22 protein-coding genes are annotated in these 23534 nt (G+C 71.3%); 14 read left to right on the forward strand and 8 right to left on the reverse strand.

Annotated elements, in window-relative coordinates; genetic code table 11:
- Positions 1–212: 212 nt before the first annotated feature.
- The 4 genes from FVP77_RS09700 to FVP77_RS09715 are packed head-to-tail and all read right to left on the reverse strand — an operon-like array spanning position 213 to position 4411.
- Positions 213–1235, reverse strand: coding sequence for a hypothetical protein (locus tag FVP77_RS09700; protein ID WP_342779741.1), 1023 nt, complete (start codon positions 1233–1235; stop codon positions 213–215).
- A complete protein-coding gene (locus FVP77_RS09705) occupies positions 1232–2485 on the reverse strand; it encodes a sensor histidine kinase (protein ID WP_147894276.1) in 1254 nt (417 codons plus the stop codon). The genes FVP77_RS09700 and FVP77_RS09705 overlap by 4 nt, the downstream gene beginning before the upstream one ends.
- Positions 2478–3140, reverse strand: coding sequence for a response regulator transcription factor (locus FVP77_RS09710; protein WP_147894277.1), 663 nt, complete (start codon positions 3138–3140; stop codon positions 2478–2480). The genes FVP77_RS09705 and FVP77_RS09710 overlap by 8 nt, the downstream gene beginning before the upstream one ends.
- The gene (locus tag FVP77_RS09715) at positions 3137–4411 is read right to left on the reverse strand and encodes a class I SAM-dependent RNA methyltransferase (protein ID WP_147894278.1); all 1275 of its coding nucleotides are present in this window, start codon (positions 4409–4411) and stop codon (positions 3137–3139) included. The genes FVP77_RS09710 and FVP77_RS09715 overlap by 4 nt, the downstream gene beginning before the upstream one ends.
- A gap of 74 nt (positions 4412–4485) precedes the next feature.
- On the opposite strand from FVP77_RS09715, the gene FVP77_RS09720 reads away from it, so the two are divergent.
- The 3 genes from FVP77_RS09720 (at position 4486) to FVP77_RS09730 (ending at position 7313) form a co-directional block, all read left to right on the forward strand.
- Positions 4486–5121: a Maf family protein gene (locus FVP77_RS09720; protein ID WP_147894279.1), complete on the forward strand. Its 636-nt coding sequence runs from the start codon at positions 4486–4488 to the stop codon at positions 5119–5121.
- An 80-nt stretch (positions 5122–5201) separates the two neighbouring features.
- Entirely contained in the window at positions 5202–6962 is a 1761-nt protein-coding gene (locus FVP77_RS09725; protein WP_147894280.1) for an acetyl/propionyl/methylcrotonyl-CoA carboxylase subunit alpha, read from the forward strand.
- A gap of 96 nt (positions 6963–7058) precedes the next feature.
- A complete protein-coding gene (locus FVP77_RS09730) occupies positions 7059–7313 on the forward strand; it encodes a hypothetical protein (protein WP_147894281.1) in 255 nt (84 codons plus the stop codon).
- Between the two features lie 154 nt (positions 7314–7467).
- On the opposite strand, the gene FVP77_RS09735 is transcribed toward FVP77_RS09730, so the two are convergent.
- Complete coding sequence (locus tag FVP77_RS09735) at positions 7468–8928, reverse strand: NAD(P)H-quinone dehydrogenase (RefSeq protein WP_147894282.1); 1461 nt, start codon at positions 8926–8928, stop codon at positions 7468–7470.
- Positions 8929–8981: 53 nt separating this feature from the next.
- Between FVP77_RS09735 and FVP77_RS09740 the strand changes: the two genes are divergently transcribed.
- The 4 genes from FVP77_RS09740 to FVP77_RS09755 all read left to right on the forward strand — a co-directional run bounded on the left by FVP77_RS09740 (position 8982) and on the right by FVP77_RS09755 (position 12620).
- Positions 8982–9815 (forward strand): purine-nucleoside phosphorylase, encoded by an 834-nt coding sequence (locus FVP77_RS09740; protein WP_147894283.1) that lies wholly within the window; start codon positions 8982–8984, stop codon positions 9813–9815.
- Complete coding sequence (locus FVP77_RS09745) at positions 9812–11524, forward strand: phospho-sugar mutase (RefSeq protein WP_147894284.1); 1713 nt, start codon at positions 9812–9814, stop codon at positions 11522–11524. The genes FVP77_RS09740 and FVP77_RS09745 overlap by 4 nt, the downstream gene beginning before the upstream one ends.
- A 214-nt stretch (positions 11525–11738) precedes the next feature.
- Positions 11739–12032, forward strand: coding sequence for a hypothetical protein (locus tag FVP77_RS09750; RefSeq protein WP_147894285.1), 294 nt, complete (start codon positions 11739–11741; stop codon positions 12030–12032).
- A gap of 9 nt (positions 12033–12041) precedes the next feature.
- Positions 12042–12620 carry a GNAT family N-acetyltransferase gene (locus FVP77_RS09755; protein WP_147894286.1) on the forward strand — a complete coding sequence of 193 codons (579 nt, stop codon included), beginning with the start codon at positions 12042–12044 and terminating at the stop codon, positions 12618–12620.
- A 114-nt stretch (positions 12621–12734) separates the two neighbouring features.
- Here FVP77_RS09755 and FVP77_RS09760 read toward each other — a convergent pair whose 3' ends face one another.
- Positions 12735–14660 (reverse strand): BglG family transcription antiterminator, encoded by a 1926-nt coding sequence (locus tag FVP77_RS09760; RefSeq protein ID WP_147894531.1) that lies wholly within the window; start codon positions 14658–14660, stop codon positions 12735–12737.
- Between the two features lie 163 nt (positions 14661–14823).
- On the opposite strand from FVP77_RS09760, the gene FVP77_RS09765 reads away from it, so the two are divergent.
- The 7 genes from FVP77_RS09765 (at position 14824) to FVP77_RS09795 (ending at position 21249) form a co-directional block, all read left to right on the forward strand.
- On the forward strand, positions 14824–15162 hold the full coding sequence (locus FVP77_RS09765) for a PTS sugar transporter subunit IIB (protein ID WP_147894287.1): 339 nt from the start codon (positions 14824–14826) through the stop codon (positions 15160–15162).
- Between the two features lie 13 nt (positions 15163–15175).
- Positions 15176–15451, forward strand: a complete 276-nt coding sequence (locus FVP77_RS09770) for an HPr family phosphocarrier protein (RefSeq protein ID WP_147894288.1) — start codon at positions 15176–15178, stop codon at positions 15449–15451.
- Between the two features lie 14 nt (positions 15452–15465).
- On the forward strand, positions 15466–17157 hold the full coding sequence (gene ptsP / locus FVP77_RS09775) for a phosphoenolpyruvate--protein phosphotransferase (RefSeq protein ID WP_147894532.1): 1692 nt from the start codon (positions 15466–15468) through the stop codon (positions 17155–17157).
- Positions 17154–18764, forward strand: a complete 1611-nt coding sequence (locus FVP77_RS09780) for a PTS mannitol transporter subunit IIBC (protein ID WP_187266872.1) — start codon at positions 17154–17156, stop codon at positions 18762–18764. Before ptsP ends, FVP77_RS09780 begins: the two co-directional genes overlap by 4 nt.
- A 103-nt stretch (positions 18765–18867) precedes the next feature.
- Positions 18868–19308 (forward strand): PTS mannitol transporter subunit IIA, encoded by a 441-nt coding sequence (locus tag FVP77_RS09785; RefSeq protein ID WP_147894289.1) that lies wholly within the window; start codon positions 18868–18870, stop codon positions 19306–19308.
- Positions 19305–20459 (forward strand): mannitol-1-phosphate 5-dehydrogenase, encoded by a 1155-nt coding sequence (locus tag FVP77_RS09790; protein ID WP_147894290.1) that lies wholly within the window; start codon positions 19305–19307, stop codon positions 20457–20459. Before FVP77_RS09785 ends, FVP77_RS09790 begins: the two co-directional genes overlap by 4 nt.
- A gap of 1 nt (position 20460) precedes the next feature.
- On the forward strand, positions 20461–21249 hold the full coding sequence (locus tag FVP77_RS09795; RefSeq protein ID WP_425463131.1) for an alpha/beta hydrolase: 789 nt from the start codon (positions 20461–20463) through the stop codon (positions 21247–21249).
- Positions 21250–21321: 72 nt separating this feature from the next.
- On the opposite strand, the gene FVP77_RS09800 is transcribed toward FVP77_RS09795, so the two are convergent.
- Both FVP77_RS09800 and FVP77_RS09805 read right to left on the reverse strand, forming a co-directional pair.
- Positions 21322–22239: a hypothetical protein gene (locus tag FVP77_RS09800; RefSeq protein ID WP_147894291.1), complete on the reverse strand. Its 918-nt coding sequence runs from the start codon at positions 22237–22239 to the stop codon at positions 21322–21324.
- A gap of 171 nt (positions 22240–22410) precedes the next feature.
- Positions 22411–23526, reverse strand: coding sequence for an adenosine deaminase (locus FVP77_RS09805; RefSeq protein WP_147894292.1), 1116 nt, complete (start codon positions 23524–23526; stop codon positions 22411–22413).
- Positions 23527–23534 lie beyond the last annotated feature (8 nt).

Consider the following 23534-nt stretch of genomic DNA (forward strand, 5'->3'; position numbering starts at 1 on the left):
TCGGGTCGCAGATACTGAATGAGCTGGAACGCATTACGCGTTCGGCCGACCTGCTCTTTAGAGCCAGGCTCGGTCCCGCGGGCGGTTTTCGGGTAACCGCTCGCTCGGCGAGGGGCGGGCGGCTTCGCCGCCCCTCGCCTTCTCTTTCTTCTCTTCCACCGTCCTGGACCCCTCCCCTACCGGGACGGTGGAGGAGAAGACTTCGGTGCGCGTCAGGGTCTGCGGATCTCGCGCCAGAGGTCGACGCTGTCCTCGTCGGACAGGCTCTCCCCGTCGCCGGAACGCCCGACGACGGTGATGGCGATCTGCGCGTGCGGCGAGGTGCGGATGATCAGACGGGTGGATGCGGCGTCGCGCAGCGTGTCGGCGAGCTCGGCGCGGACGATCGCCAGCGCGGCGTCGTCCAGGTCTTCGAGACCGCCCTCGTCGAACATCGTCACCGCGGAGCCGCGGCGACGCGCAGCCTCCAGTTCGGCCCGCACCGCGTCGTCGAGGAGACGGCGGCCACGGAGTTCGTCGCGCAGGCGCCCCTCGGCCAGTCGCGCATCGACGCGCTCCTCCGGCCGGAGGTTGCCACCGGTCTCGATCGTGCGGCCCAGCACGGGACCGGCGGCCTGGAGGGCACGCTGCACCTGCACTCGGCGCTCGCGCTGGCGCCCCACCTGCGAGGCCTGCCAGGCGGAGGCCGCCTGCTGCAGGCTCGCGAGCTGCTCGGTGTCTCGGGCGGCGCGATCGAGGGCGTACATGAGCAATTGCGCGGCAGCGACCCACACGATCGAGCCGGGCAGGCCGAGGCTGAGAGCGGCGAGCGGGCCGAGCCACAGGACGGCCGACACCGACATCAGTCCGACGCCGATCCAGGCCGTCACGGGGCGCCGGCGCACCATGACCACCGTCATCAGCGCACCGATGCCGCCGATGAACCAGGTGGCGAACGGAAGACTGCGCGATTCGACCGGCACTGCAAAGAGGATCGCGTTGGGGACGACGACCGCCGCGACCAGAGAGAGCAGGGCGAGCCACAGCGGGAGGGTGGCGCGGGGAACGGCGCCGGTCGCCGCGGCGCCCGGGCGGTAGCCCCAGAAGATCACCGTCCACGTGACGACGAGATAGAGCGTCAGGGCGAGGTAGGTCAGCCAGGGCTCGTGAACGGCACCGGTGAAGAGCAGTCCGCGCGCGGCGAGATAGGCCGTGAAGGCCACTCCGATGACGGAGACGATTCCGCGGACGGTCACCAGCGATCACCGCTTTCCCAGTGGAGGGTGACGGTCGTGCCGTTCGCCCCCGATTCGATCTCGGTGCGACCGCCGACAGCGGTCACACGTGCCTGGATCGACCCGCGGATGCCCAGGCGGTCGTCGGGGATGCGGTCGATGTCGAACCCGCCGCCCGCGTCGCGCACCCGCACGGTGACTCCGCCCGGCTCCGCGCGCCCGCGCAGCTCCACTCCGAGCCCGGCGGCGTCGGCATGCTGCACGGCGTTGGCGACGGCCTGCATCGCGGCGAGCACCAGCGCGCGCGCCACGCGCCCCGGCACGCGGGGCGTCTCGTCGTCGAGCCGCCGGAGGACCGCGGTCTCGACGCCCATCTCCCGCGCGGCCGACTCGATCTCGTCGGCGAGGTGCGCAGCATCCACCGGCTCGTCGCTGCCCTCCCACGCGTCCTTCTCCGCGTTGGCGAGACGCGTCAGTGCCTCTCGCGCCATGCTGACGGCGAGCGTGCGCTCACGCGGCGTGCCGGCGCGTTCGGCGGCGAGAAGGGCGCCGAGCACGCTGTCGTGCATGAGCGCCGCGACGGCGACGCGCTCGCGCTCGGTGGCGGCCGCCGCTGCCGCCGCCGCGTAGCTCGCGACAGCACGCGCCCGCGTCTCGTCGACGTTCGCGGCGACCGAGCGGTACGTCCAGCCCAGCACCACGAGAACACTGCCGAGGATGATCGCGAACGACACGTCGAGGCCGACGGGCACGAAGAACGCCTCGTCGAAGTCGCCCTGCACGAGGCGGGTGAGACCGAACAGCAACGGCGCCGCGATCGTGACGGCGATCTGGAGGGCGAGCGGGAGGGCGACGACGGTCGCGGCGGTGGCCACCGTCAGCAGATAGAAGGTCCAGGGCTCTTCGGTCGGCGAGGGCTGCGACCCCACCGTCGCGATCGGCCAGAGCGCCAGGGCGCCCAGGTAGACGACGACGAAGACGCCCGCGAAGACCCGGGCGAATCGGCCCATCAGGCACGCCACGATCATCGCGGCGAGGGGCAGGAAGACGGCCGCGACCAGCGGCGTGTGCCAGCCCTCGCGCTCGTCGCCCGGGCCCAGGGCCGCAACGAAGGCCTGCAGCGCGAAAACGAAGCTGCCCGCGCCGATCAGCAGTTCGCTGACGCGCTCGATGCGGGTGCGGGTGAAGGATCCGTATCCCTCCGCGGTCTCACGAGTGTGAGGGATGCGCCCCCACGCCTCGTTGAGCACCGACCTGCCCGCTTCAGCCATGGCGTTCTCCGTCGGACGGACCGATGATGCCGTCCTCCATGGCGCGCAACCGCAGGTCGATCTTCGTCGGAGCCGGTCTCCCGACCTCGACGTACTTGACTCTGACCCGCGTGATGTTCTCCTTCGCCGTGGAGTACGCCACCCCCAGCCGATCGGCCACGACCTTGAGCGGAAGCCCGGCCGCGTACAGCCGCAACACCTCGCGCTCGCGCACGGACAACTGAGCGTCGGCGAACTCGCGGTCGCCCTCGACGGCGCTCGCCCACTCGACGTTGTTCAGCAGCTCGCCACGGGCCACCGTGAGGATGGCGCCGATCACCTCGTGGATCGGCGACGCCTTGCTCACGATCCCGGCGGCACCCCACGACAACGCCTCGCGCACGGCCGCGGGCCGGTCGGCGACGCTGTGGATCAGCACGCTCGATCCGTCACCCACGAGACGCTGCACGTTCTCGGCGACCGTCGTGCCGTCGCCCAGCGTGAGGTCGAGCACGACGACGTCGGCCGGCGACTCGTCGGCGGCCAGCCGCCACTGCAGGTACTCGGTCACGTTGCTTCCCGAGAAGACGACCGCGGTCGATTCTTCGCCGGCGCAGGCGGCCTCAAGTCCGAGTCGCACCGACTCGTGATCGTCGATCAGCGCGACTCGCGTCATGTCGACATCGTATCCGTGTCGCGCTCCAGCACCGCGAGCGCCTCGACATGATGGGAGTTCGGGAACAGGTCGACGGCGCGCACCCCGCGGCGGGCGGAGTACCCGAGGTCGGCGAACGTGCGGAGGTCACGGGCGAGCGCGACCGGGTCGCAGGCGACGTAGGCGACGACCGCGGGCGACAGCGCCGCGATGCCCCGCACGACCTCGCGGCCGGCCCCGGCGCGCGGCGGGTCGAGGAGCACCACGCCCTGCGAGAGCCGCTCGCGCTCGCGGGGGGATGCTTCGGCCGCGAGCTTCGCGACGAAACGGTCGACGCGCGCGGTCTCGGCGCGGGCTCCGACCCACTCCGCGAGATTCTCACCGGCATGCTCGGTGGCGCGGGCGTCCGACTCCACCGACGTCACCCGGGTCGTCGGGCCTCCGAGGTCGCCGAGCGTCGCGGCGAAGAGCCCGACCCCGCCGTAGAGGTCGAGGTGCCAGGCGTCGGGATCGATCCGACCGAGCTCCTCGCTCACCATGCGGGTGAGCGTGTGCGCGGCCAGGCGGTGCACCTGCCAGAACCCCCGGTCGTCGACGCGGAACTCGCGCTCCCCGACACGCTCGACGACGACCTCCGGCATGCCCGGTGCGCGGCGCTCGGAGTCGGGTCGGGCGAGCACGCGGACGCGTCCGTCCGCCGGCTGCACCAGGTCGATGCGACCCGGGGCTCCCGAGCGCAGGCCCAGGGCGGCGCGTTCGACGGCGGCGGTCGCGAGCGGGAGGTCGTCGACCTCGACCACCGTGTTGCTGCGCGGGGCGTACGGGCCGACGCGGCCCTCGTCGTCGACGTGCAGGCTGACGCGGGTGCGCCACCCGGTGCCGTCGGCGGTCTCGGCCGGGAGGGTGCCGGACGACGGCTCCTCCATCGCGACCGGGAAGTCGGTGAACCGCCCGATGCGCTGCAGTGCGTCGGCGAAGACGTCGAGCTTCAGCTGCCGCTGACGGGCGAGCGCGACGTGTCCGAAGTCGGCGCCGCCGGCGCGGCGCTCCGGGGCGACGGAGATGTCGGCCGCGCCCCAGACGTGCGGGCGACGGTCGGGCGACGCATCCAGGATCTCGAGGGCCTCGGCCCGCCAGAACGACGACTTCGATGTGTCGGTCAGCCGCGCGCGCACCCGCTCGCCGGGGATGGCGTCGGGGACGAACACGACCCGACCTTCGTGTCTGGCCACGAACACGCCGCCGTGAGCGACACCCGTGACGTCGAGGTCGACGAGATCTCCTGATTGCATCCCCCGAGCTTTTCACGTCGCGACCGCCGCGGCGACCGCGACGCGACGCGGGATCGGCCCGGTACCGTCGAGGCATGCGCGTCTGCCTCGCCTCCACGTCCCCGGCCCGACTGATGCTCCTTCGTCAAGCGGGGATCGAACCCCTGACCATGGCTCCGGATGTCGATGAAGAGGTGGCCGTCGCCCAGGTCGAAGCAGCCGAGGGACGCCGCCTGCCCGCGCCCGAGCACGTTCTTCTGCTCGCACGCCGCAAGGCCGCCGACGTCGCCGAGAGGCTCGACCCCGCATTCGACGGCATCGTCATCGGCGGTGACTCGATGTTCGCGCTCGGCGACGAGATCCTGGGGAAGCCCTACACCGCCGACAACGCGATCTCCCGCTGGAATCGGATGCGGGGCGCCACCGGCGTGCTGCACTCGGGCCACAGCGTGCTCCGCGTCGTGCCCGGCGAAGAGCCTCGCGAAGCATTCGCGGTCGCCGAAGCATCCGTGACCTTCTCCGCCGACATCACCGACGACGAGGTGGCCGCCTACGTCGCGACCGGCGAACCGCTGCATGTCGCCGGGGCCTTCACCGTCGACAGCCTGGGCGGTGCGTTCATCGATCGGATCGACGGCGACCCCTCCACCGTGGTCGGGATGTCGCTGTCGACACTGCGCGTGCTGGTGCGCCGTCTCGACGTGGAATGGACCGCTCTCTGGAATCGGTGAGAGACACCCGACACGTTTGACTCATTTTCTTGTGGAGTGGCGCTAAAGGCGCGCCCCGCTCCGTCGATAGGCTGACTCTTATGCCGAAGATCGCCAAGGTGCTCATCGCGAACCGCGGCGAGATCGCCGTTCGTGTCATCCGCGCGGCGCGCGACTCGGGCAAAGCGTCCGTCGCCGTCTACGCCGACCAAGACCGAGACGCCCTCCACGCGCGTCTCGCCGACGAGGCCTATGCCCTCGAGGGCGCGACCAGCGCCGAGACCTACCTCTCGATCGAGAAGATCCTCTCCATCGCCCGACGCTCCGGTGCCGACGCCGTGCATCCCGGCTACGGCTTCCTCGCCGAGAACGCCGACTTCGCCCGCGCCGTGATCGGCGCAGGACTCGTGTGGATCGGCCCCTCGCCCGACGCCATCGAAGCGCTCGGCGACAAGGTCACCGCGCGCCACGTCGCGGAGAAGGTCGGCGCGCCGCTGGCTCCGGGCACTCCCGGCCCCGTGGCCGACGCCTCCGAGGTCGTCGCCTTCGCCGACGTGCACGGACTCCCGATCGCCATCAAGGCCGCATACGGCGGCGGCGGGCGCGGCCTGAAGGTCGCGCGCACCGCCGAAGAGATCCCCGAGATGTTCGACTCGGCCACCCGCGAGGCGATCACCGCGTTCGGTCGCGGCGAGTGCTTCGTCGAGAAGTACCTCGACAAGCCGCGCCACGTCGAGACGCAGTGCCTGGCGGATGCCGCGGGCAACGTCGTCGTCGTCTCCACGCGCGACTGCTCGCTGCAGCGGCGTCACCAGAAGCTCGTCGAGGAGGCGCCCGCGCCGTTCCTCACCCCGGAGCAGAACGACATCCTCTACACCGCGTCGAAGGCGATCCTCCGCGAGGTCGGATACGTGGGGGCGGGGACGTGCGAGTTCCTCATCGGTGCCGACGGCACGATCTCGTTCCTCGAGGTCAACACCCGCCTGCAGGTCGAGCACCCGGTCTCCGAGGAGATCACGGGCATCGACCTCGTGCGCGAGCAGTTCCGCCTCGCCGAGGGCGGAGTGCTCGACTACGACGACCCGGTGCCGACCGGCCACTCGATCGAGTTCCGCATCAACGGCGAAGACCCGGGCCGGGGCTTCCTCCCCCAGCCGGGCCCCATCCACGTCTTCAAGACGTTCGGCGGCCCGGGCATCCGCCTCGATTCGGGCGTCACCGCCGGCGACAGCGTCAGCGGCGCGTTCGACTCGCTGCTCGGCAAGATCATCGTCACCGGTCGTGACCGCGACGAGGCCCTCGAGCGCGCGCGCCGCGCACTCGACGAGTTCGAGGTCGCGGGCCTGCCGACGGTGCTGCCCTTCCACCGCAAGGTCGTGCGAGAGCCCGCGTTCACGGCCGAGGACGGCCGGTTCGGGGTCTTCACCCGCTGGATCGAGACCGAGTTCGTCAACGACATCCCGGCGTGGGACGGCGAGCTCGACGCTCCCGCCGCAGCCCCCGCGCGGCACACGGTGGTCGTCGAGGTCGGCGGCAAGCGCCTCGAGGTGAACCTCCCCGACCGCGTCGCCGCAGCTCCGGCCGGCCGCCCGGTGGCGACCGCTCCGTCGCGGCGCGCGCACGCAGCATCCGGCATCTCGGGCGCGACCGGCGACACGGTCAAGTCGCCCATGCAGGCCACGATCGTGAAGATCGCCGTCGAGGAGGGGCAGCAGGTCGTCAAGGGCGACCTCGTCGTCGTGCTCGAGGCGATGAAGATGGAGCAGCCCATCCAGGCCCACAAGGACGGCGTCGTCGGCTCGATCGACGCCACCCCCGGCACCACCGTCTCCGCCGGCCACGCTCTCCTGACGATCGCGTAGCCCGTCCGGCGCGGTTCGGCCTGCGTGGTCGGGCGCATGAGATCAGCCCGCGAGATCAGGAATGTGGCGCATTCCTGCAACTGACCACACCGATCTGTGCAGTCATTCGCCGGAAACTGGCGCACTTACGGGCACGGCCCGGGGCGGGCGGATGTTGCGGGACGGGCGGATGCTGCGCAACCGGCGGATGCTGCGGGTCGGGCGGATGCTGCGCAACCGGCGGATGCTGCGGGTCGGGCGGATGCTGCGCAACCGGCGGATGCTGCGGGTCGGGCGGATGCTGCGGCCTACGCCGGTCGACCTACGCCGGTAGGCCTGCGCGATCAGGCCCACGAGATCGGGCCCGCGTGATCAGGAATGTGGCGCATTCCTGCAACTGACCACACCGATCTGTGCAGTCATTCGCCGGGAACTGGCGCAGTCACGGGCACGGCCCGGAGCGGGCGGATGCTGCGGGTCGGGCGGATGCTGCGAGCCGGGCGGATGCGGCGAGCCGACCGCCGAGTCAGGTGTCGAGGTCGTTGCGGTCGACGACGTGCATCGCACGGGTCGCGTCGGTGATGCTCGCCGACAGCGACGGGTAAACGGCGAAGACGCGGGAGACCTGGTCGATCGTGAGGCGCCGTTCGACCGCGATCGCGATGGGGTAGATGAGCTCCGACGCGCGAGGGCCGACGATGACGCCGCCGATGACGGTGCCGCTCCCCTGCCGCGCGATGATCTTGACGAAGCCGTCTTTGATGCCCTGCATCTTCGCGCGCGGGTTCGCCGAGAGGGGGAGCTTGCGCACGACCCCGTCGATGCGTCCGTCGGCGATGTCCTGCTCCGACCAGCCGACGGTGGCGATCTCGGGCGCGGTGAAGATGTTCGCCGAGATGCGGCGGCGCTCGAGCGGGATGACCACGTCGCCGAGCGCGTGGAAGATCGCCGTGCGGCCCTGCATGGAGGCGACCGATGCCAGCGGCACGAACGTGGTGCAGTCGCCGGCGGCGTAGATGTTGGGCACGGAGGTGCGCGCGACGCGGTTCACGCGGATGTTGCCCGACGAGGTCAGCTGCACGCCGGCCTCCTCGAGTCCGATGCCGGCGGTGTTGGGGATCGAGCCGACCGCCATGAGGCAGTGGCTGCCCTCGACCGTCCGCCCGTCGGCGAGGGTCACGACGACGCCGTCGCCGGTGTTGACCACGCTCTCGGCGCGAGCCTTTGACAGCAGCGTCATGCCGCCGCGCTCGAAGACCTTCTCGAGCACCGCCGCGGCGTCGGAGTCCTCGCCGGGGAGCACCTGATCGCGGCTGGAGACGAGCGTGACCTTCGACCCGAGGTTCATGTAGGCCGAGGCGAACTCGGCGCCCGTGACGCCGGAGCCGACGACGATGAGGTGCTTCGGCAGCGAGCGCATGCCGTAGAGCTGGGTCCAGGTGAGGATGCGGTCGCCGTCGGGCTTGGCGGAGGGGAGTTCACGCGGCGACGAACCGACTGAGACGAGCAGGGTGTCCGCCTCCACGCGGTCGAAGTCGGTGCCGCCCGGTTCGGTGGCGATCACGACGGCGGAGTCGCCCTCGAGCCGCCCGTGTCCGGAGACGATGCGCACACCCGCCTCGACGAGCGAGGCGCGCATGTCGTCGGACTGCTGACGGGCGAGGGAGAGCAGCCGCGTGTTCACGGCGGCGAGGTTGATGGCGACCTCGGGCTGCAGCGGCTTGCCGTCGCCGCCCTTCGCGAACAGCTGCACGCCCAGGGCGCTCGCGCCCTTGATCGCGACCGCGGCATCGGCCGTCGCGATGAGGGTCTTCGACGGCACGACGTCGGTCATGACCGCGGCGCCGCCGACGCTCGCGCGCTCGACGAGGGTCACCTCGGCTCCGAGCTGGGCGGCGGCGAGCGCCGCTTCGTAACCGCCGGGGCCACCGCCGATGATGGCGACGCGCTGGGTTCGCTCGAAGCTGAGGGAGGACATGTACTCCATTCTGTCGCGCGTCGCGTGTGGCGACGAAACGCGGCGATTCCTAGAGTGGGCTCATGTCCTCATCTGCCGAGAACCCTCTCGATGACCCCACGGCCGATCCGTTCGAGATCGCCGCCACCGCCGCCGCCGACATCGTGCGCCTGACCGGCGTCGAGCGCCACGACATCGCCGTCACTCTGGGGAGCGGGTGGGGGCGCGCCGCCGAGCTCATCGGCGAGACCGTCGCGTCGTTCCCCGCGACGGAGGTCACCGGGTTCAGCGCGCCGGCACTCGCCGGGCACGCCGGCACGCTGCGGAGCGTGCGCACCCCCGCGGGAAAGCACGTGCTCGTCATCGGGGCCCGCACGCACTTCTACGAGAACCACGGCGTTCGCCGCGTCGTGCACAGCGTGCGCACGGCCGCAGCATCCGGTGCCTCCACCATGATCCTCACCAACGGCGCCGGAGGCATCCGCGAGACGTGGACGCCCGGACAGCCGGTGCTGATCAGCGACCACATCAACCTCACCGCCGCCTCACCTCTCGAGGGCGCGACCTTCGTCGACCTCACCGACCTGTACTCCTCACGACTGCGCGACCTCGCCCGCACGATCGACCCGAGTCTCGACGAGGGCGTCTACTGCCAGTTCCGCGGCCCCCACTACGAGACGCCCGCCGAGGTGCAGATGGCGAAGACCATCGGCGGGCACATCGTCGGCATGTCGACGGCGCTCGAGGCGATCGCGGCCCGCCAGGCGGGCATGGAGATCCTCGGCTTCTCGCTCATCACGAACCTCGCCGCCGGCATCCAGACCACGCCGTTGAGCCACGCCGAGGTGCTCGAGGCCGGCCGCGACGCCGAGCCCGTGATCTCCGCCCTGCTCGCCCGGGTCATCGAGGCGCTGTGAGCGCCGACGGGGCGACCCTCACCGACGACCTGCTGGAGGCAGCCCGCGCCTGGTTGGCGCAGGACCCCGACGGACAGACCCGCGACGAGCTGCGCGCGCTGATCAGTCGCACCGAGGAGGCGGATGCTGCGGCGGCGGCCGAGCTCGCGAACCGCTTCTCGCAGCGCCTGGCGTTCGGCACCGCGGGATTGCGCGGCGCGCTGGGCGCAGGACCCAACCGCATGAACCGCGTGCTGGTGGCTCAGGCCGCCGCGGGACTCGCGGCGTTCCTGCGGGAGCGCGCGGACGACGGCGACGCGCCGTCGGTCGTCATCGGCTACGACGGTCGTCGCAACTCCGACGTGTTCGCGCGCGACTCGGCCGAGATCTTCGCCGGCGCCGGGCTGCACGCGATCCTCCTGCCGCGGATGCTCCCCACCCCCGTGCTCGCCTTCGCCGTGCGCCACCTCGGCGCGTCGGCGGGCGTCATGGTCACCGCCAGCCACAATCCGCCCGACGACAACGGCTACAAGGTCTACCTCGGCGGCGACGACGACGGCGCGCAGATCGTCTCGCCCAGCGACTCGTCGATCGCGGCGCACATCCAGCGCATCGCCGACACGACCGAGCTCGGAGAACTCCCCCGCTCCGTCGGGTACTCGAACGCCGACGAGTCGCTCGTGGAGGCCTACGTCGCGGCGACCGCGGCCGTCTCCCCCGCGCCCGCCGGCGCAGACGGACTCCGCTGGGTCTACACCGCGATGCACGGCGTCGGGTGGGAGACCCTCTCGCGCATCGTCGAGTCGGCCGGCTACCCGGCGCCGATCCCGGTCGAGGCCCAGCTGCATCCCGACGGCGCGTTCCCCACGGTGGCGTTCCCCAACCCCGAGGAACCCGGCGCCCTCGACCTCGCGTACGAGACCGCGCGTGAGAGCTCTGCCGACCTGATCATCGCCAACGACCCCGACGCCGACCGCCTGGCGGTGGCGATCCCGGATGCTTCGGCAAACGGCGGCTGGCGGATGCTCAGCGGCAACGACGTCGGGCTGCTGCTCGGCTGGCGCGCGGCGCGCGCGGCCGTGGACGAGCACGGCGTGCCGCGCGACCCGTCGGCGTCGCTCGCCTGCTCGCTCGTCTCGTCGCCCGGGCTCGGGCGCATCGCGGAGCACTACGGACTCGGCTTCCACGAGACGTTGACGGGCTTCAAATGGATCTCGCGCGCCCCGGGTCTCGTCTACGGGTACGAGGAGGCCCTCGGGTACCTCGTCAACCCCGGCACGGTGCGCGACAAGGACGGCATCTCCGCGGCGATCGCAATGCTCGGTCTCGTCGGTCAGGCACGCGAGGACGGTCGGACCATCGCCGACGTGCTCGCCGAGTTCCGCGAGACCTTCGGCGCCTTCGCAAGCGACCAGATCTCCATCCGCGTCGACGACGTGGCCGAGATCGCCGCCATGATGGCGGCGTTGCGCGACGACCTGCCGCAGACGGTCGGCGGGGTCGCCGCATCCCAGGTCGACGACCTGCGTGACGGGCTCGGCGACCTGCCGCCCGGAGACGTGCTGCGTTTCTCGCTCGAAGACGGCTCCCGCCTCATCGTGCGCCCGAGCGGCACCGAGCCGAAGCTGAAGCTCTACCTCGACGTGCGCGCGGCGACCGAGAAGAAGGCGCGCAAACGCCTGGCGGAACTCGCCGCGGGCGCCCGCGAGATGCTCGACGCCGTGCGCTGACGCTCGAGCCCCGCGCCGACGCTCCGCGCCGGGTCGGGGCGCACATCTCCGGGTTCGGGGCGCGGATTTCGGGTCGGGGCGGGGAATCCCGCGCCCCGATGCGAGTTCTGCGCCCCGAACGGGGCTTCCTCCCCAGGCGACCGGGAACGGCGAGTATCCACCGGAGCGGCGGGATCAGGCTGCGGGGCGGCGCACCACGCTGAGACTCGGGGGCATGGTCTCGCCGTTCGCCGTCCCCTTGCTCCGCCGGGGCGACCTCCAGACCAGGGCAGCGGCCCTGCGGCAGGTCGCTCACCCCTCGCCCGGCACGTACCTGACCGATCGCGCCGAGGAGTTCCGCGAGACCGCGCGCGAAGTCGTCCAGCGCTCCGCCGACGGCCGGGCACGGGCGCACCGCATCCTCGCGTTCGCCGACGGCCGGGCGCAGTTGCCCGGTGGGGCTCCTTCGGGATCACCCCGCCGCGTGAGGCGGATGCTGCGGCCCGGGCGTCGCGCCGGCGAGCCCTAGGCTCGTCGCATGGATCTGGTCGAACCCCTCACGCTCGAGAACGCCTACGTCCGGCTGGAGCCGCTCGAGGCCCGCCACGCCGGCGACCTCGCGGTCGCAGCATCCGGTCTCGAGCACGCCTGGTACACGAGCGTGCCGTTGCCGGACGCCGTTCCCGCGGAGATCACCGCTCGGCTCGCGATGCGCGACAGCGGCTCGATGAACCCGTGGGCGGTGGTGCTCCCCGACGGTACGGCGGTCGGCATGACCACATTCTGCAACATCGATCAGGCGAACCGGCACGTCGAGATCGGCTACACCTGGCTGTCGCCTCGCGTGCAGCGCAGCGCGGTCAACAGCGCGGCCAAGCTGCTCCTCCTCGGGCACGCTTTCGGGGAGTGCGAGGCCATCGCGGTGGAGTTCCGCACCCACTGGCACAATAGGCAGTCCCGCGCGGCGATCGAGCGCCTCGGCGCGCGCCAGGACGGCGTTCTGCGCAACCACCGCGTGGATGCCGACGGCATCCTCCGCGACACGGTCGTGTACTCGATCCTGCCGGGCGAGTGGCCGGGTGTCCGTCGCGGCCTGGAGGCGCGCCTCGCGCGCTGACCCTTTCGGGGCGCGATCTTCTCCTCGGGGCGCGGGATTGCACGCCCCGACCCGAGAACCGCGCCCCGAACCCGGAGAAACCCGCCCCGAACCCGAGGGCCGGGGCGGCGGACGTCAGCCGTCGATGACGGCGACCAGCTCGTCGAGGAATGCCGCGAAGTCGGTGCCGCGTCGCACGATCCGCTGCACGCTGTCGCGCTCGCTGAACACCTCGACGAACTGCTCGAAGACGGTCTGGAACGCCTCGCGGTCGGTCTCGCTGAACGCGACGAGCGCCACCACCTGCACGCGCCCCTCACCCCAGGGGATCGAGGGATCGGCGATGCCGATCGCGATCCGCGTGCGCGAGGCGGTCATGCCCATCGCGTGCGGCACGGCGAGCGCGTCGGTGAACGCGGTCGACGACAGCGCCTCGCGCTCGATCGCGCGCTCGACGTAGTCGTCGTCGATGACGGACTGCGCCACGAGCATCGACCCGAGCTCGCGGATCACCCCCGACTCCCCCTCGCCCGCGTCGATGCCGCGGACGAACGCGGTGGGGTCGAAGTACCGCTCGAGCTCGGTGCGCAGCCGCGCCAGCCGGCGCCCGCGCCGGATGCGGCCGGCCGCCGCCTGCACGCGCTCCACGTCGCTGTCGGTGAGGAACGGCTGGATGCGCACGATGCGGTCGCTCGGGCGTGCCGGGTCGATCGTCGAGAGCACGAGGTCGGTGTCGATCGACTCCCAGTCGGGATCGACGCGGGTCTCGACGCCGACGACCTCGATGGCCTGGCCCAGCGAGCGGTCGACGCTCGAGCGCAGCAGCTCGTGCAGCTCGTAGTAGCCGGGGCACACGATGGTCGCCGTGAGCAGCTGGTCCGCTCGCCTGCTGCGCTCGAGGCGCCCGCCGACGTGCATCGCGATGTAGGCGATCTCGTCGTCCTGGATGGGGATGCCGAGACTCTGCTGCAAGCCGCTGGCGATGTAGACCGCGACGTCGAAGATCATCGGGTACGTCGACTTCAGCGAGCGCGTCAGGGGGTTCCGCGACCACGCCTGCTCCTTCGCGCGGTGCAGGAGGTTCTGCACGTGCAGGGCGAGGCGGAGGATGAAGTCCTCGTGCGCGATGTCGACGAGGAAGTCGGCGGCCGCCTGCTCGACGACGGCACGGACGGATGCTTCGACCTCGGGATCGAGTCGCGCTCGCGCATCGTCGGCGGAGGGAGCACCGGGGGCGACGACCCGGGTGAGCACGAGTGTGGCGAGGTGCTCGCGGTCGCCCGTTCCCAGCTGCACGCCGAGGTGGCGGAGAGTGAGGCGGTCGAGGAGGCCCGCGACCTCGGAGTGGGCGGCGGAGCTGTCGGTCGACGCGCGCTCGAGGGCACGGTCGCGGGTGATCCGATCTGCGGCGATCGCGATGTGCATCACGACGTCGCCGATCCCGAACTCGTTGACGAAGTAGCCCATCCCGCCCAGCTCCCCGACGAGCTCGGACTTGAACGGTCCGAACGCGCGGGCACCCACCGACCCCTCACCGAGGGTGCGGCGGAGCGCGGCGAGGTCGAACAGCCCCGCATCCATCTCGTCGTGGGCGAGCTTGCTCAGGAGCCGCCGCTGCGCCATCTCGGTGCCGCGCAAGCGCGCGGTCGACGCGGAACGCTCCAGGGTCAGCTCGGTGCCGCCGAGGAGTCCGCGCACCCGGGCGAGGTCGGCGTCGAGAGTGGCGGTGCTGACGTGAAGCGAATCCGCCGTCTCGAACACGTCGATGCCGTCGGGCGAATCCAGGAGCGACCGCACGAGGGTGTGGAGACGGTCGCGGGGGGTGCCCGCCTCGGGCGCACTGCCGGCGCGCTGGGCCGCCGCAGCATCCGCCCCCGCCCGGTAGCCCGAGGGACCCGACTCGATCGCGGTCCCGTCCGGAACGCGGGCGTTGACGGCGTTGACGTACGACCGGATGCTGCGGGGCGTCACGCCCAGGGAGTCGGCGAGCGTCGCTGCCGTCTCCCACTCGCCGTTCCGGGTCAGCAGGGCGAGCAGGCGATCCTGCCTCGCTCGTGTCACGTCGTCCTCCACGTCCGCCGTCGTGTCGCGGAAGCCTTCCCAGTCAATCACGCGCCGACCCCTCGGGCGGCGGCCCACCAGCGTTCATTCCGGGGGGTGGGAAACGAACCTGGTTGTCGTCTCCCAGCCTTCTCACAAGAATGGGCGAGAAGGAGGCGGATCGATGAGGATCCTCGTGGTCTGTGGTGCGGGTGCGTCGAGCACCTTCGTCGCGCAACGCGTGCGGCACGCCGCTCATGACCGCGGCCTTTCCTACACCGCGTTCGCCGGTACCGACAGATCGCTCCCGATCGATCTGGACGCCGCGGACATGGTGCTGGTCGGACCCCACTTGGCCGACTCGCTCGAGAGGATCGAGAGGGATGCCGCGGCCCGTGGCGTCGTGGTGGTCCTCCTCCCGGACGACGTCTTCACCGACCTGTCCGGCACGCGGACCCTCGACCTGGTCGAGCAGGCCGTGCACAACTCCCCGGCACGCGACACCGACCCCCTCGACGCCTGAGAAAGGACCACCCATGCCCCAGATCACCCGGACGGTGCGGATCGGCTCGTCCCACGGGCTGCACGCCCGCCCCGCGAAGCTGTTCGCCCAGGCGGCGAAGGACTCCGGCATCCCCGTCACCATCGCGAAGGACGCGGGGGCGCCGGTGAACGCCGCCAGCATCCTCGGGGTGATCGCCCTCGGGCTCGACCAGGGCGACTACGTCACCCTCTCCGCCGACGGCGCCAACGCCGAGGCGACGGTCGACGCCCTCGCCGAACTCCTGACCACCGACCACGACGCAGCATGACGGGAACCGAGACCATGACGGAACTTCGCGGAGTCGGAATCGGCCTGGGGGTCGCCCAGGGACCGGTCGCACGGATGGCGGAGCCCCTCCCCGCTCCGAAGGACGCCCCCAGCGAAAGGAGCGTCGACGAGGAATCGTCACGCGTCCGCGAGGCGGTCGCCGCCGTCGCACGCGAGCTCGAGGAGCGCGGCAACACCGCGGGCGGCGCCGCCCGCGACGTGCTCGAGGCCCAGGCCATGATGGCCGAGGACCCGACGCTCGAAGCCGAGGTCGACACCCGCCTGCAGGCCGGGAAGACCGGCGAGTGGGCCGTCTACGATGCGTTCGCGTCGTTCCGCGAGCAGCTCACCGCCCTCGGCGGCTATCTGGGCGAGCGCGCCGCCGACCTCGACGACGTCGCCCAGCGCGTCATCGCCCGACTCCGGGGCGTCGCCGCCCCCGGCATCCCCGACCCCGGTCACCCGTTCGTGCTGGTCGCCACAGACCTCGCCCCCGCCGACACCGCACTGCTCGACCTCGACAAGGTGCTCGCGCTCATCACGACCGAGGGCGGTCCCACGTCGCACACGGCGATCCTCGCCCGCGAGAAGTCGATCGTCGCCGTCGTCGGCGCCGCGCACGCTGCGAGCCTCACCGAGGGCGAGACGGTGATCGTGGATGCTGCCGCCAACCTCGTCGTGACCTCCCCGTCCGACGACGAGCTCGCCCGCGCCCTGACCCGCGCCGCCGATCGTGCGGCCGCAGCATCCGCCCCCATCACCCCGGGCGCGCTCGCCGACGGCACCGCGGTGCCGCTGCTGGCGAACCTCGGCAAGCCCGGCGGCGCCTCCGAGGCGGTCGAGCTGGGCGCCGAAGGCGTCGGCCTGTTCCGCACGGAGTTCCTCTTCCTCAGCTCGAGCTCGGCCCCCACCGTCGAGGAGCAGCGCACGGCCTACACCGAACTGCTGGCCGCCTTCCCCGGCAAGAAGGTCGTCGTGCGCGTGCTCGACGCCGGTGCCGACAAACCCCTGCCGTTCCTCAACGACGCGCACGAGGAGAACCCGGCACTCGGCCTCCGAGGCCTCCGCGCCCTCCGCGCCAGCGAAGACATCCTGCGCGAGCAGCTCACCGCGCTCGCAGAGGCGGATGCGGCGACGCGACGCTCCCCGGAGGGGCCGGCCGATCTGTGGGTCATGGCGCCCATGGTCTCGACCGTCGAGGAGACCGAGTACTTCGTCTCTCTGGCGAAGGACTACGGACTGAAGACCGCGGGCGTGATGGTCGAGGTGCCCTCATCGGCGCTCCTGGCCGACCGCATCTTCCGCCACGCCGACTTCGCCTCCATCGGCACGAACGACCTCACGCAGTACACGCTCGCCGCCGACCGCCTGCTCGGCTCGGTGGCATCGTTCCAGGATCCGTGGCACCCCGCGGTGCTCCGCCTGGTGCGCGAGGTGGGAGCGGCGGGAGCGGCGTCGGGCAAGCCCGTCGGCATCTGCGGCGAGGCGGCGGCCGACCCGCTTCTGGCCGTGGTGCTCGTCGGTCTCGGCGCGACCACGCTCTCCATGGCGCCGACGGCCCTGGCCGACGTGCGCGCCACCCTCCTCACCCACACTCTCGACGATGCCCGACGCATCGCCGAGGCAGCACTGGCCGCCGATGGCGCGGCCACCGCACGCGAGGCGGCGACAGCGGCCGCCTCTTCACAGAAAGCAGCAGAACAATGACAACGACGTCGAAAGACGTGACGAGCACCACCGGCGGCGCACGCGTCGCGGTGCAGCGCTTCGGCACGTTCCTCTCGGGCATGATCATGCCCCTCATCCCCGCGCTCATCGCCTGGGGCATCTTCACGGCCTTCTTCATCGAGAAGGGCTGGACGCCCAACGACCAGCTCGCCACGATCGTCGGCCCGTTCATCCACTACCTGCTGCCGGTCCTCATCGCCTACCTCGGCGGCCACCTGGTCTACGCCGTGCGCGGCGGCGTCGTGGGTGCGATCGCCACGTTCGGCGTCATCGCGGGCTCGGACTACCTCATCGCCCAGGTCAACCTGACCCTTCCCGCCGACAACCAGCTCGGCGAGATCAACATGTTCATCGGCGCGATGATCATGGCCCCGCTCGCCGCGTGGACGATGAAGCAGCTCGACAAGCTCTGGGACGGCAAGATCAAGGCCGGCTTCGAGATGCTCGTCAACATGTTCTCGGCCGGCATCTGGGGCTTCGTGATGGCGATCGTCGGGTTCTACCCGCTGGCGTTCCTCATCAACGGCCTCATGAACGTGCTCAGCACCGCGGTGAACTTCCTCGTCGACACGGGACTCCTGCCGCTGACGAGCATCCTGATCGAGCCGGCGAAGGTGCTCTTCCTCAACAACGCCATCAACCACGGCGTGCTGACTCCGCTCGGCATCCAGCAGGCGGCCGACAGCGACACCGGCGGGTCGATCCTGTTCCTGCTCGAGGCCAACCCCGGCCCCGGCGTCGGCCTGCTGCTCGCCTTCACGTTCTTCGGGCTCGGTGCGGCGCGTGCGTCCGCTCCGGGTGCGGCGATCATCCAGTTCTTCGGCGGCATCCACGAGGTGTACTTCCCGTACGCGCTCATGAAGCCGACCCTCATCCTCGCCCTCATCGGCGGCGGTATGACGGGCGTCACGACCAACCTGCTGCTGGGCGGCCAGCTGCGCGCTCCCGCGGCTCCGGGCAGCATCCTCGCGGTGCTGGCTCAGGTGGCCGACAACCGGTACTTCGCGGTGATCCTCTCCGTGGTGCTGTCGGCCGCGGTGACGTTCCTCATCTCGGCGATCATCCTGCGGGCCTCGCGCAAGCGGGATCTGCTCGCCGAGGGCGACGCCTTCTCCGCCGCCATCTCGAAGACGTCGGCGAACAAGGGCAAGTCGTCCGCCGCTCTCGACGCACTCCGGGCTTCGGACGGCCGCGACCGCGAAGCCGTGCGCGAGGCCGAGGAAGCCGTCGACCGCCTCGAGACCGAGGAGGAGACCGGTGGGGCTCTCAGCGGCGGCATCGTCGCCACGAAGCAGATCCAGAACGTGGTCTTCGCCTGCGACGCCGGTATGGGCTCCTCTGCGATGGGCGCGAGCGTGCTGCGCAACAAGTTCAAGAAGGCCGGCCTCACCGACGTCACGGTGACCAACAAGGCCATCGCGAACCTCGACCCGTCGGCGGACCTCGTCATCACGCAGGCCCAGCTCACCGACCGCGCGCGCAAGCAGACGCCCGGATCGATCCACGTGTCGGTCGACAACTTCATGAACTCGCCGAAGTACGACGAGGTCGTGGAGCTCGTGCGCGACCAGCACGACGACAAGTAAGACACAGCACACCTACGAGGCCGGGCGCGCGAAGCCCCGGCCTCGTAGGCTTTGACCCACGGATGCTTCGGCACCCGACCCCTCGAAACGAAAGGCGAACGACATGCCACGCGACGTTCTCAGCATCGGCCAGGTCCGCATCCACAGCGGCGGCGCGACCCGTGAAGAGGCGATGAAGGAGGCCGCCGACATCCTCGAATCGGCCGGCGCCGTGACGTCGAAGTACTTCGACGCGATGCAGCAGCGCGAGGAGACCGTCTCGACCTACATGGGCAACGAGCTCGCCATCCCCCACGGCACGAACGAGACGAAGGACGCGATCCTCGAGTCCGCGCTCTCGGTGGTCCGCTACGACGGCGGGGTCGACTGGGGCGGAGAGCCGGTGACCTTCGTCATCGGCATCGCCGGCAAGGGCGACGAGCACCTCGAGATCCTCTCGCAGATCGCGATCCTCTTCTCCGACGAGGACGAGGTCGCCCGCCTGAAGCAGGCCGACGCCCCCGAGGCGCTCTACCAGGCCCTCGCCGCGGTCAACGACGCATGAAGGCCGTCCATTTCGGCGCCGGCAACATCGGGCGGGGCTTCGTCGGGGTGCTCCTGCACCAGGGCGGCTACGACCTCGTGTTCTCCGACGTCGCAGCGTCTCTCGTCGATGCGATCAACGACGCATCCGAGTACACGGTGCACGAGGTCGGCGAGGGCGGGGTCGACACCGTCGTCACCGGTTTCCGGGCGATCAACAGCGCGACCGACGCTCCCGCGCTCGTGGATGAGATCGCGGGCGCGAACGTCGTCACGACGGCCGTCGGACCGACGATCCTGAAGTTCGTCGCGCCGCACATCGTGGCGGGCCTCGGGCTGCGCGACCCCGCGTCGCCGCCGCTGCAGATCATGGCGTGCGAGAACGCGATCGGCGCGACCGACACCCTCCGCGAAGAGATGGCGAACGCCGCCGGAGACGCGTGGGATGCCGTCTCGGCCCGGGCCGTCTTCGCCAACACGGCCGTCGACCGCATCGTTCCGGCCCAGGCACCGGGCGAAGGCATCGACGTCACGGTCGAGCCGTTCTTCGAGTGGGCCATCGAACGCGGACCGTTCGGCGAGGACCCGCCGCAGATCCCGGGCGCGCACTTCGTCGACGACCTGACGCCGTACATCGAGCGCAAGCTCTTCACGGTCAACACCGGCCACGCCACCACCGCGTACTTCGGTGCCGAAGCGGGAATCGAGCGCATCTCCGACGCACTGGCCGATCCCGGCATCGCCGAGAAGGTCGAGAGCGCCCTGCGCGAGACGTCGGAGCTGCTCATCGTGAAGCACGAGCTCGACGCCGCGACGCAGCACGAGTACCGCGCGACCATCCTGCAGCGGTTCCGAAACCCCGCGCTCCCCGACACCGTGTGGCGTGTCGGTCGGCAACCGCTGCGCAAGCTCTCGCGGCACGAGCGCTTCGTCGGCCCCGCCGCCGAAGCCGTCGACCGGGGCCTCCCCGTCGACGCCCTCGTCGCCGCGATCGGCGCCGCCCTGCGGTTCTCCGATCAGGAGGACGCCCAGGCCGTCGATCTCCAGCGGATGCTGCGCGAGCAGTCGGCCGCGGAGTTCACCGCCTCGGTGACGGGCCTCGACGCGCAGCATCCGCTCTTCGCCCGTATCGAGGCGCAGGTCGCCGCGCGGCAGGCGGAGCTGGCAGCCTGACGTGACCGATCCGCTCGACGCGACGCCGGCCGGGGATGCTCCCCCGCGCCGGCGTCGCCGGTTCCGCGCGCTGCGCTGGACCCTCGGCATCATCGGCGGCCTCGTCGTCGCGCTGATCATCGGCGTCCTCGTCTGGAGCCAGGTCGGCGTCATGGGCGCCGAGGCCGGTCCGCTCGACGCGGTCAGGAGCGATCCCGCGATCTCGGTCGCCGACGACGGCGCGGGCATCGTGCTCGCCCCGGCCGACGGCGGCAGCGACGTCGGGCTCGTCTTCATTCCCGGCGCGAAGGTCGACCCGTGGGCGTACGCGGCGAAGCTCTCGCGCCTGGTCGCCGACGACGGCGTGACGGTCGTCATCACGCGGCCGTGGCTGAATCTCGCCTTCTTCGACCCGCGCCCGCTCGACACGTTCACCTCGCTCGCGCCCGACGTCGAGGCGTGGGCGGTCGGTGGGCACTCGCTCGGAGGCGTCCGGGCGTGCCAGCTCGCCCCCGACGCCGACGCGCTCGTGCTGTTCGCGTCGTACTGCGCGAACGACCTCACCGGATCCGGTCTTCCCGTACTGAGCCTCGCGGGCTCCGACGACGGCCTGTCGACGCCGCAGAAGATCGCCGACGCGAAAGGCGAGCTGCCCGCCGGCGCGGAATTCGTCGAGATCGCCGGCGCCTCGCACGCATCCTTCGGCGACTACGGCCCGCAGGCCGGCGACGGCACCCCGACGATCTCGGACGCCGACATGACCGCGGCTCTGACCGACGCGATCGCCCCGTTCCTCGCCGCGCTCCCCTGAGCCCGCCTCTCCCCCCGACCGTGTCCCGATCCCGCCGGGAAAGAGTGCTTCGTTCCCGGCGGGATCGGGACATCAACCCCGCGACGGCGACCACCCGGCGCGCAGCAACGCCTCCCGCACGAGGAAGACAGCCGGTTTGCCGCCATCGCGCAGGTGGTGCCGCAGCACTCGCACCACATCCCAACCCGCGCGGCGTATGGCCGGCCAGCGATCGGAGTCTCGTTCGAACTGCCGGACGTCGAAGGCATGCTGCCGGCCGTCGTACTCCGTCCCGACGCGCCACCGCGGATAGGCCAGATCGAGCCGCGCCACGAACCGGCCGCTCGTGTCCCGCAGCACCCAGTTGAGCTCGGGCTCCGGCAGACCGGCTCGCGCCAGCACCAGGCGCAGCCGGGACTTCTCGGACGACTCCGAACCCGCACGGATGGCATCGAGCGCGGCGCGCAACCGCTCCGCGCCCACCCCGCCCATCGCCGCTGCCTCGCAGCGCAGCTCCTCGAGCGTGGCGCAGCGGCCGCGCCCGACGAGATAGTCACCCGCCGCCACGAGATCGTCGAGGCTCCATGATGCGCCGGCCTGCCGCCAGGCCCTGGCGGGCGACTCGACGGGGAGTCCCCCGATGAGATGCACCGCCGCATCCCGGTGCTGGAGCCGGTGGCCGATCACCCCCTTCACCCGCGGCTCGCGCTGCGGACGGTGGGCGCTGACGTGCACCTCACTACCGGAGCGGCCCGAGGGCATCGGCGCACCCCAGAGGGCGAGGGCCGTGCCGTGGCTGAAGAACTGCCAGGGCGCGATCCGTGCGGCGAACTGCTGACACTGCCGAAGAAGTCCGTACGAGCCAGCGTCCTTATGGTCGCGCACGCCCGGAAAGGGGATGGTGAGATCGCGGGCGTCGAGCCGTCCGGCGCGCACGCCGGCCCGCTGGGCGTCATGGATGGAGAACGGTCCTGCACGAAGTTCGGCGGGCAGATCGGCGGGAGGGCGCATCGCCCGATCCTGGCCGCCACATCACCGTCCGCGACTCCGTCGGCACTCTTCTGTCCAGAACCCCCGCCGCCCGTCCCCCTGTGGAGGACGAGCGATGTCCCCATCCCGCCGGGAAAAGAGCCCGCATTCCTGGCCGGATGGGGACATCGGCGCCGAGGTCAGGCGCAGACGTCAGGCCCCGAAGCCGGCGGCGATGAGCTCGATGAGCTCCTCGCGCTCCTCGACGGGCAGGAAGGCGCCCGCGGCGGCGTTGAGCTGGAACGCCTCGAGGTCGCCGAGGTCGTAGCCGAAGGCGTCGACGAGCAGCGAGAGCTCGCGCGTGAGGCTCGTGCGGCTCATCGTGCGGTTGTCGACGTTCACCGTGACCGAGAAACCGAGCTGGTAGAGCAGATCGAACGGGTGGTCCTCGATCGCGGTGCCCCACGCTTCGATCGCACCGGTCTGCAGGTTCGACGAGGGCGACAGCTCCAGCGTGATCTCGCGGTCGCGCACCCACCGGGCGAGATCGCCGAACTGCACCATCACCTCTTCGCCCGAGCGCTCGATGACGTTGAGGTCGGAGGCGAGACGCACACCGTGGCCGAGACGCAGCGCACGGCCGTCGAGCAGGGCGGAACGGATGCTGTCGAGCCCGGCCGCCTCTCCGGCGTGCACCGTCGTCGGGAAGAACTCTCGCGCGAGGTAGTCGAACGCGTCACGGTGCAGCGCCGGGAGGTATCCGTCTTCGGGACCGGCGATGTCGAACCCGACCACTCCGCGTCCTCGCCACGACACGGCCAGCTCGGCGAGCTCGCGCACGCGCTCGGTCTGGCGCATGCCCGAGATCAGCTGACCGACGCGGATGTCGCGGCCCGCTGCCTCCGCGGCATCCTCACCCTCTTCGATGCCCTCCTGCACGGCGTCGACGACGTCGTCGAGGGACAGACCACCGGCGAGGTGCTGCTCGGGCGCCCAGCGCACCTCGCCGTAGATCACGCCGTCGGCGGCGAGGTCCTCGACGAACTCCCGTGCGACGCGCGTGAGGTTCTCGCGCGTCTGCATGACGCCGATCGTGAGGTCGAACGTCTTGAGGTACTCCACGAGCGACCCCGAGTCCCCCTTCTCGGCGAACCAGTCGGCGAGGTCGTCACCGTCGTCGACGGGGAGGTCGACACCCGCCGCATCGGCGAGCTCGACGATGGTGTCGGGGCGTACCCCTCCGTCGAGGTGGTCGTGCAACGACACCTTGGGCAGGCCGCGGAGCGACATCCCCTCGAGGCGGGCGTCTCCGTGCTGATCGATCGACATGGCTTCCT

It is taken from the genome of Microbacterium hatanonis, from assembly GCF_008017415.1.
GTDB classification, from domain to species: Bacteria; Actinomycetota; Actinomycetes; order Actinomycetales; family Microbacteriaceae; genus Microbacterium; species Microbacterium hatanonis.

Coding starts and splice junctions, on each gene's coding strand:
- FVP77_RS09705 (WP_147894276.1), bottom strand. CDS start 2,485: ATGGCTGAAGCGGGCAGGTCGGTGCTCAACGAGGCGTGGGGGCGCATC.
- FVP77_RS09710 (WP_147894277.1), bottom strand. CDS start 3,140: ATGACGCGAGTCGCGCTGATCGACGATCACGAGTCGGTGCGACTCGGA.
- FVP77_RS09715 (WP_147894278.1), bottom strand. CDS start 4,411: ATGCAATCAGGAGATCTCGTCGACCTCGACGTCACGGGTGTCGCTCAC.
- FVP77_RS09720 (WP_147894279.1), top strand. CDS start 4,486: ATGCGCGTCTGCCTCGCCTCCACGTCCCCGGCCCGACTGATGCTCCTT.
- FVP77_RS09725 (WP_147894280.1), top strand. CDS start 5,202: ATGCCGAAGATCGCCAAGGTGCTCATCGCGAACCGCGGCGAGATCGCC.
- FVP77_RS09735 (WP_147894282.1), bottom strand. CDS start 8,928: ATGGAGTACATGTCCTCCCTCAGCTTCGAGCGAACCCAGCGCGTCGCC.
- FVP77_RS09740 (WP_147894283.1), top strand. CDS start 8,982: ATGTCCTCATCTGCCGAGAACCCTCTCGATGACCCCACGGCCGATCCG.
- FVP77_RS09750 (WP_147894285.1), top strand. CDS start 11,739: ATGGTCTCGCCGTTCGCCGTCCCCTTGCTCCGCCGGGGCGACCTCCAG.
- FVP77_RS09755 (WP_147894286.1), top strand. CDS start 12,042: ATGGATCTGGTCGAACCCCTCACGCTCGAGAACGCCTACGTCCGGCTG.
- FVP77_RS09765 (WP_147894287.1), top strand. CDS start 14,824: ATGAGGATCCTCGTGGTCTGTGGTGCGGGTGCGTCGAGCACCTTCGTC.
- FVP77_RS09770 (WP_147894288.1), top strand. CDS start 15,176: ATGCCCCAGATCACCCGGACGGTGCGGATCGGCTCGTCCCACGGGCTG.
- ptsP (WP_147894532.1), top strand. CDS start 15,466: ATGACGGAACTTCGCGGAGTCGGAATCGGCCTGGGGGTCGCCCAGGGA.
- FVP77_RS09780 (WP_187266872.1), top strand. CDS start 17,154: ATGACAACGACGTCGAAAGACGTGACGAGCACCACCGGCGGCGCACGC.
- FVP77_RS09785 (WP_147894289.1), top strand. CDS start 18,868: ATGCCACGCGACGTTCTCAGCATCGGCCAGGTCCGCATCCACAGCGGC.
- FVP77_RS09790 (WP_147894290.1), top strand. CDS start 19,305: ATGAAGGCCGTCCATTTCGGCGCCGGCAACATCGGGCGGGGCTTCGTC.
- FVP77_RS09800 (WP_147894291.1), bottom strand. CDS start 22,239: ATGCGCCCTCCCGCCGATCTGCCCGCCGAACTTCGTGCAGGACCGTTC.
- FVP77_RS09805 (WP_147894292.1), bottom strand. CDS start 23,526: ATGTCGATCGATCAGCACGGAGACGCCCGCCTCGAGGGGATGTCGCTC.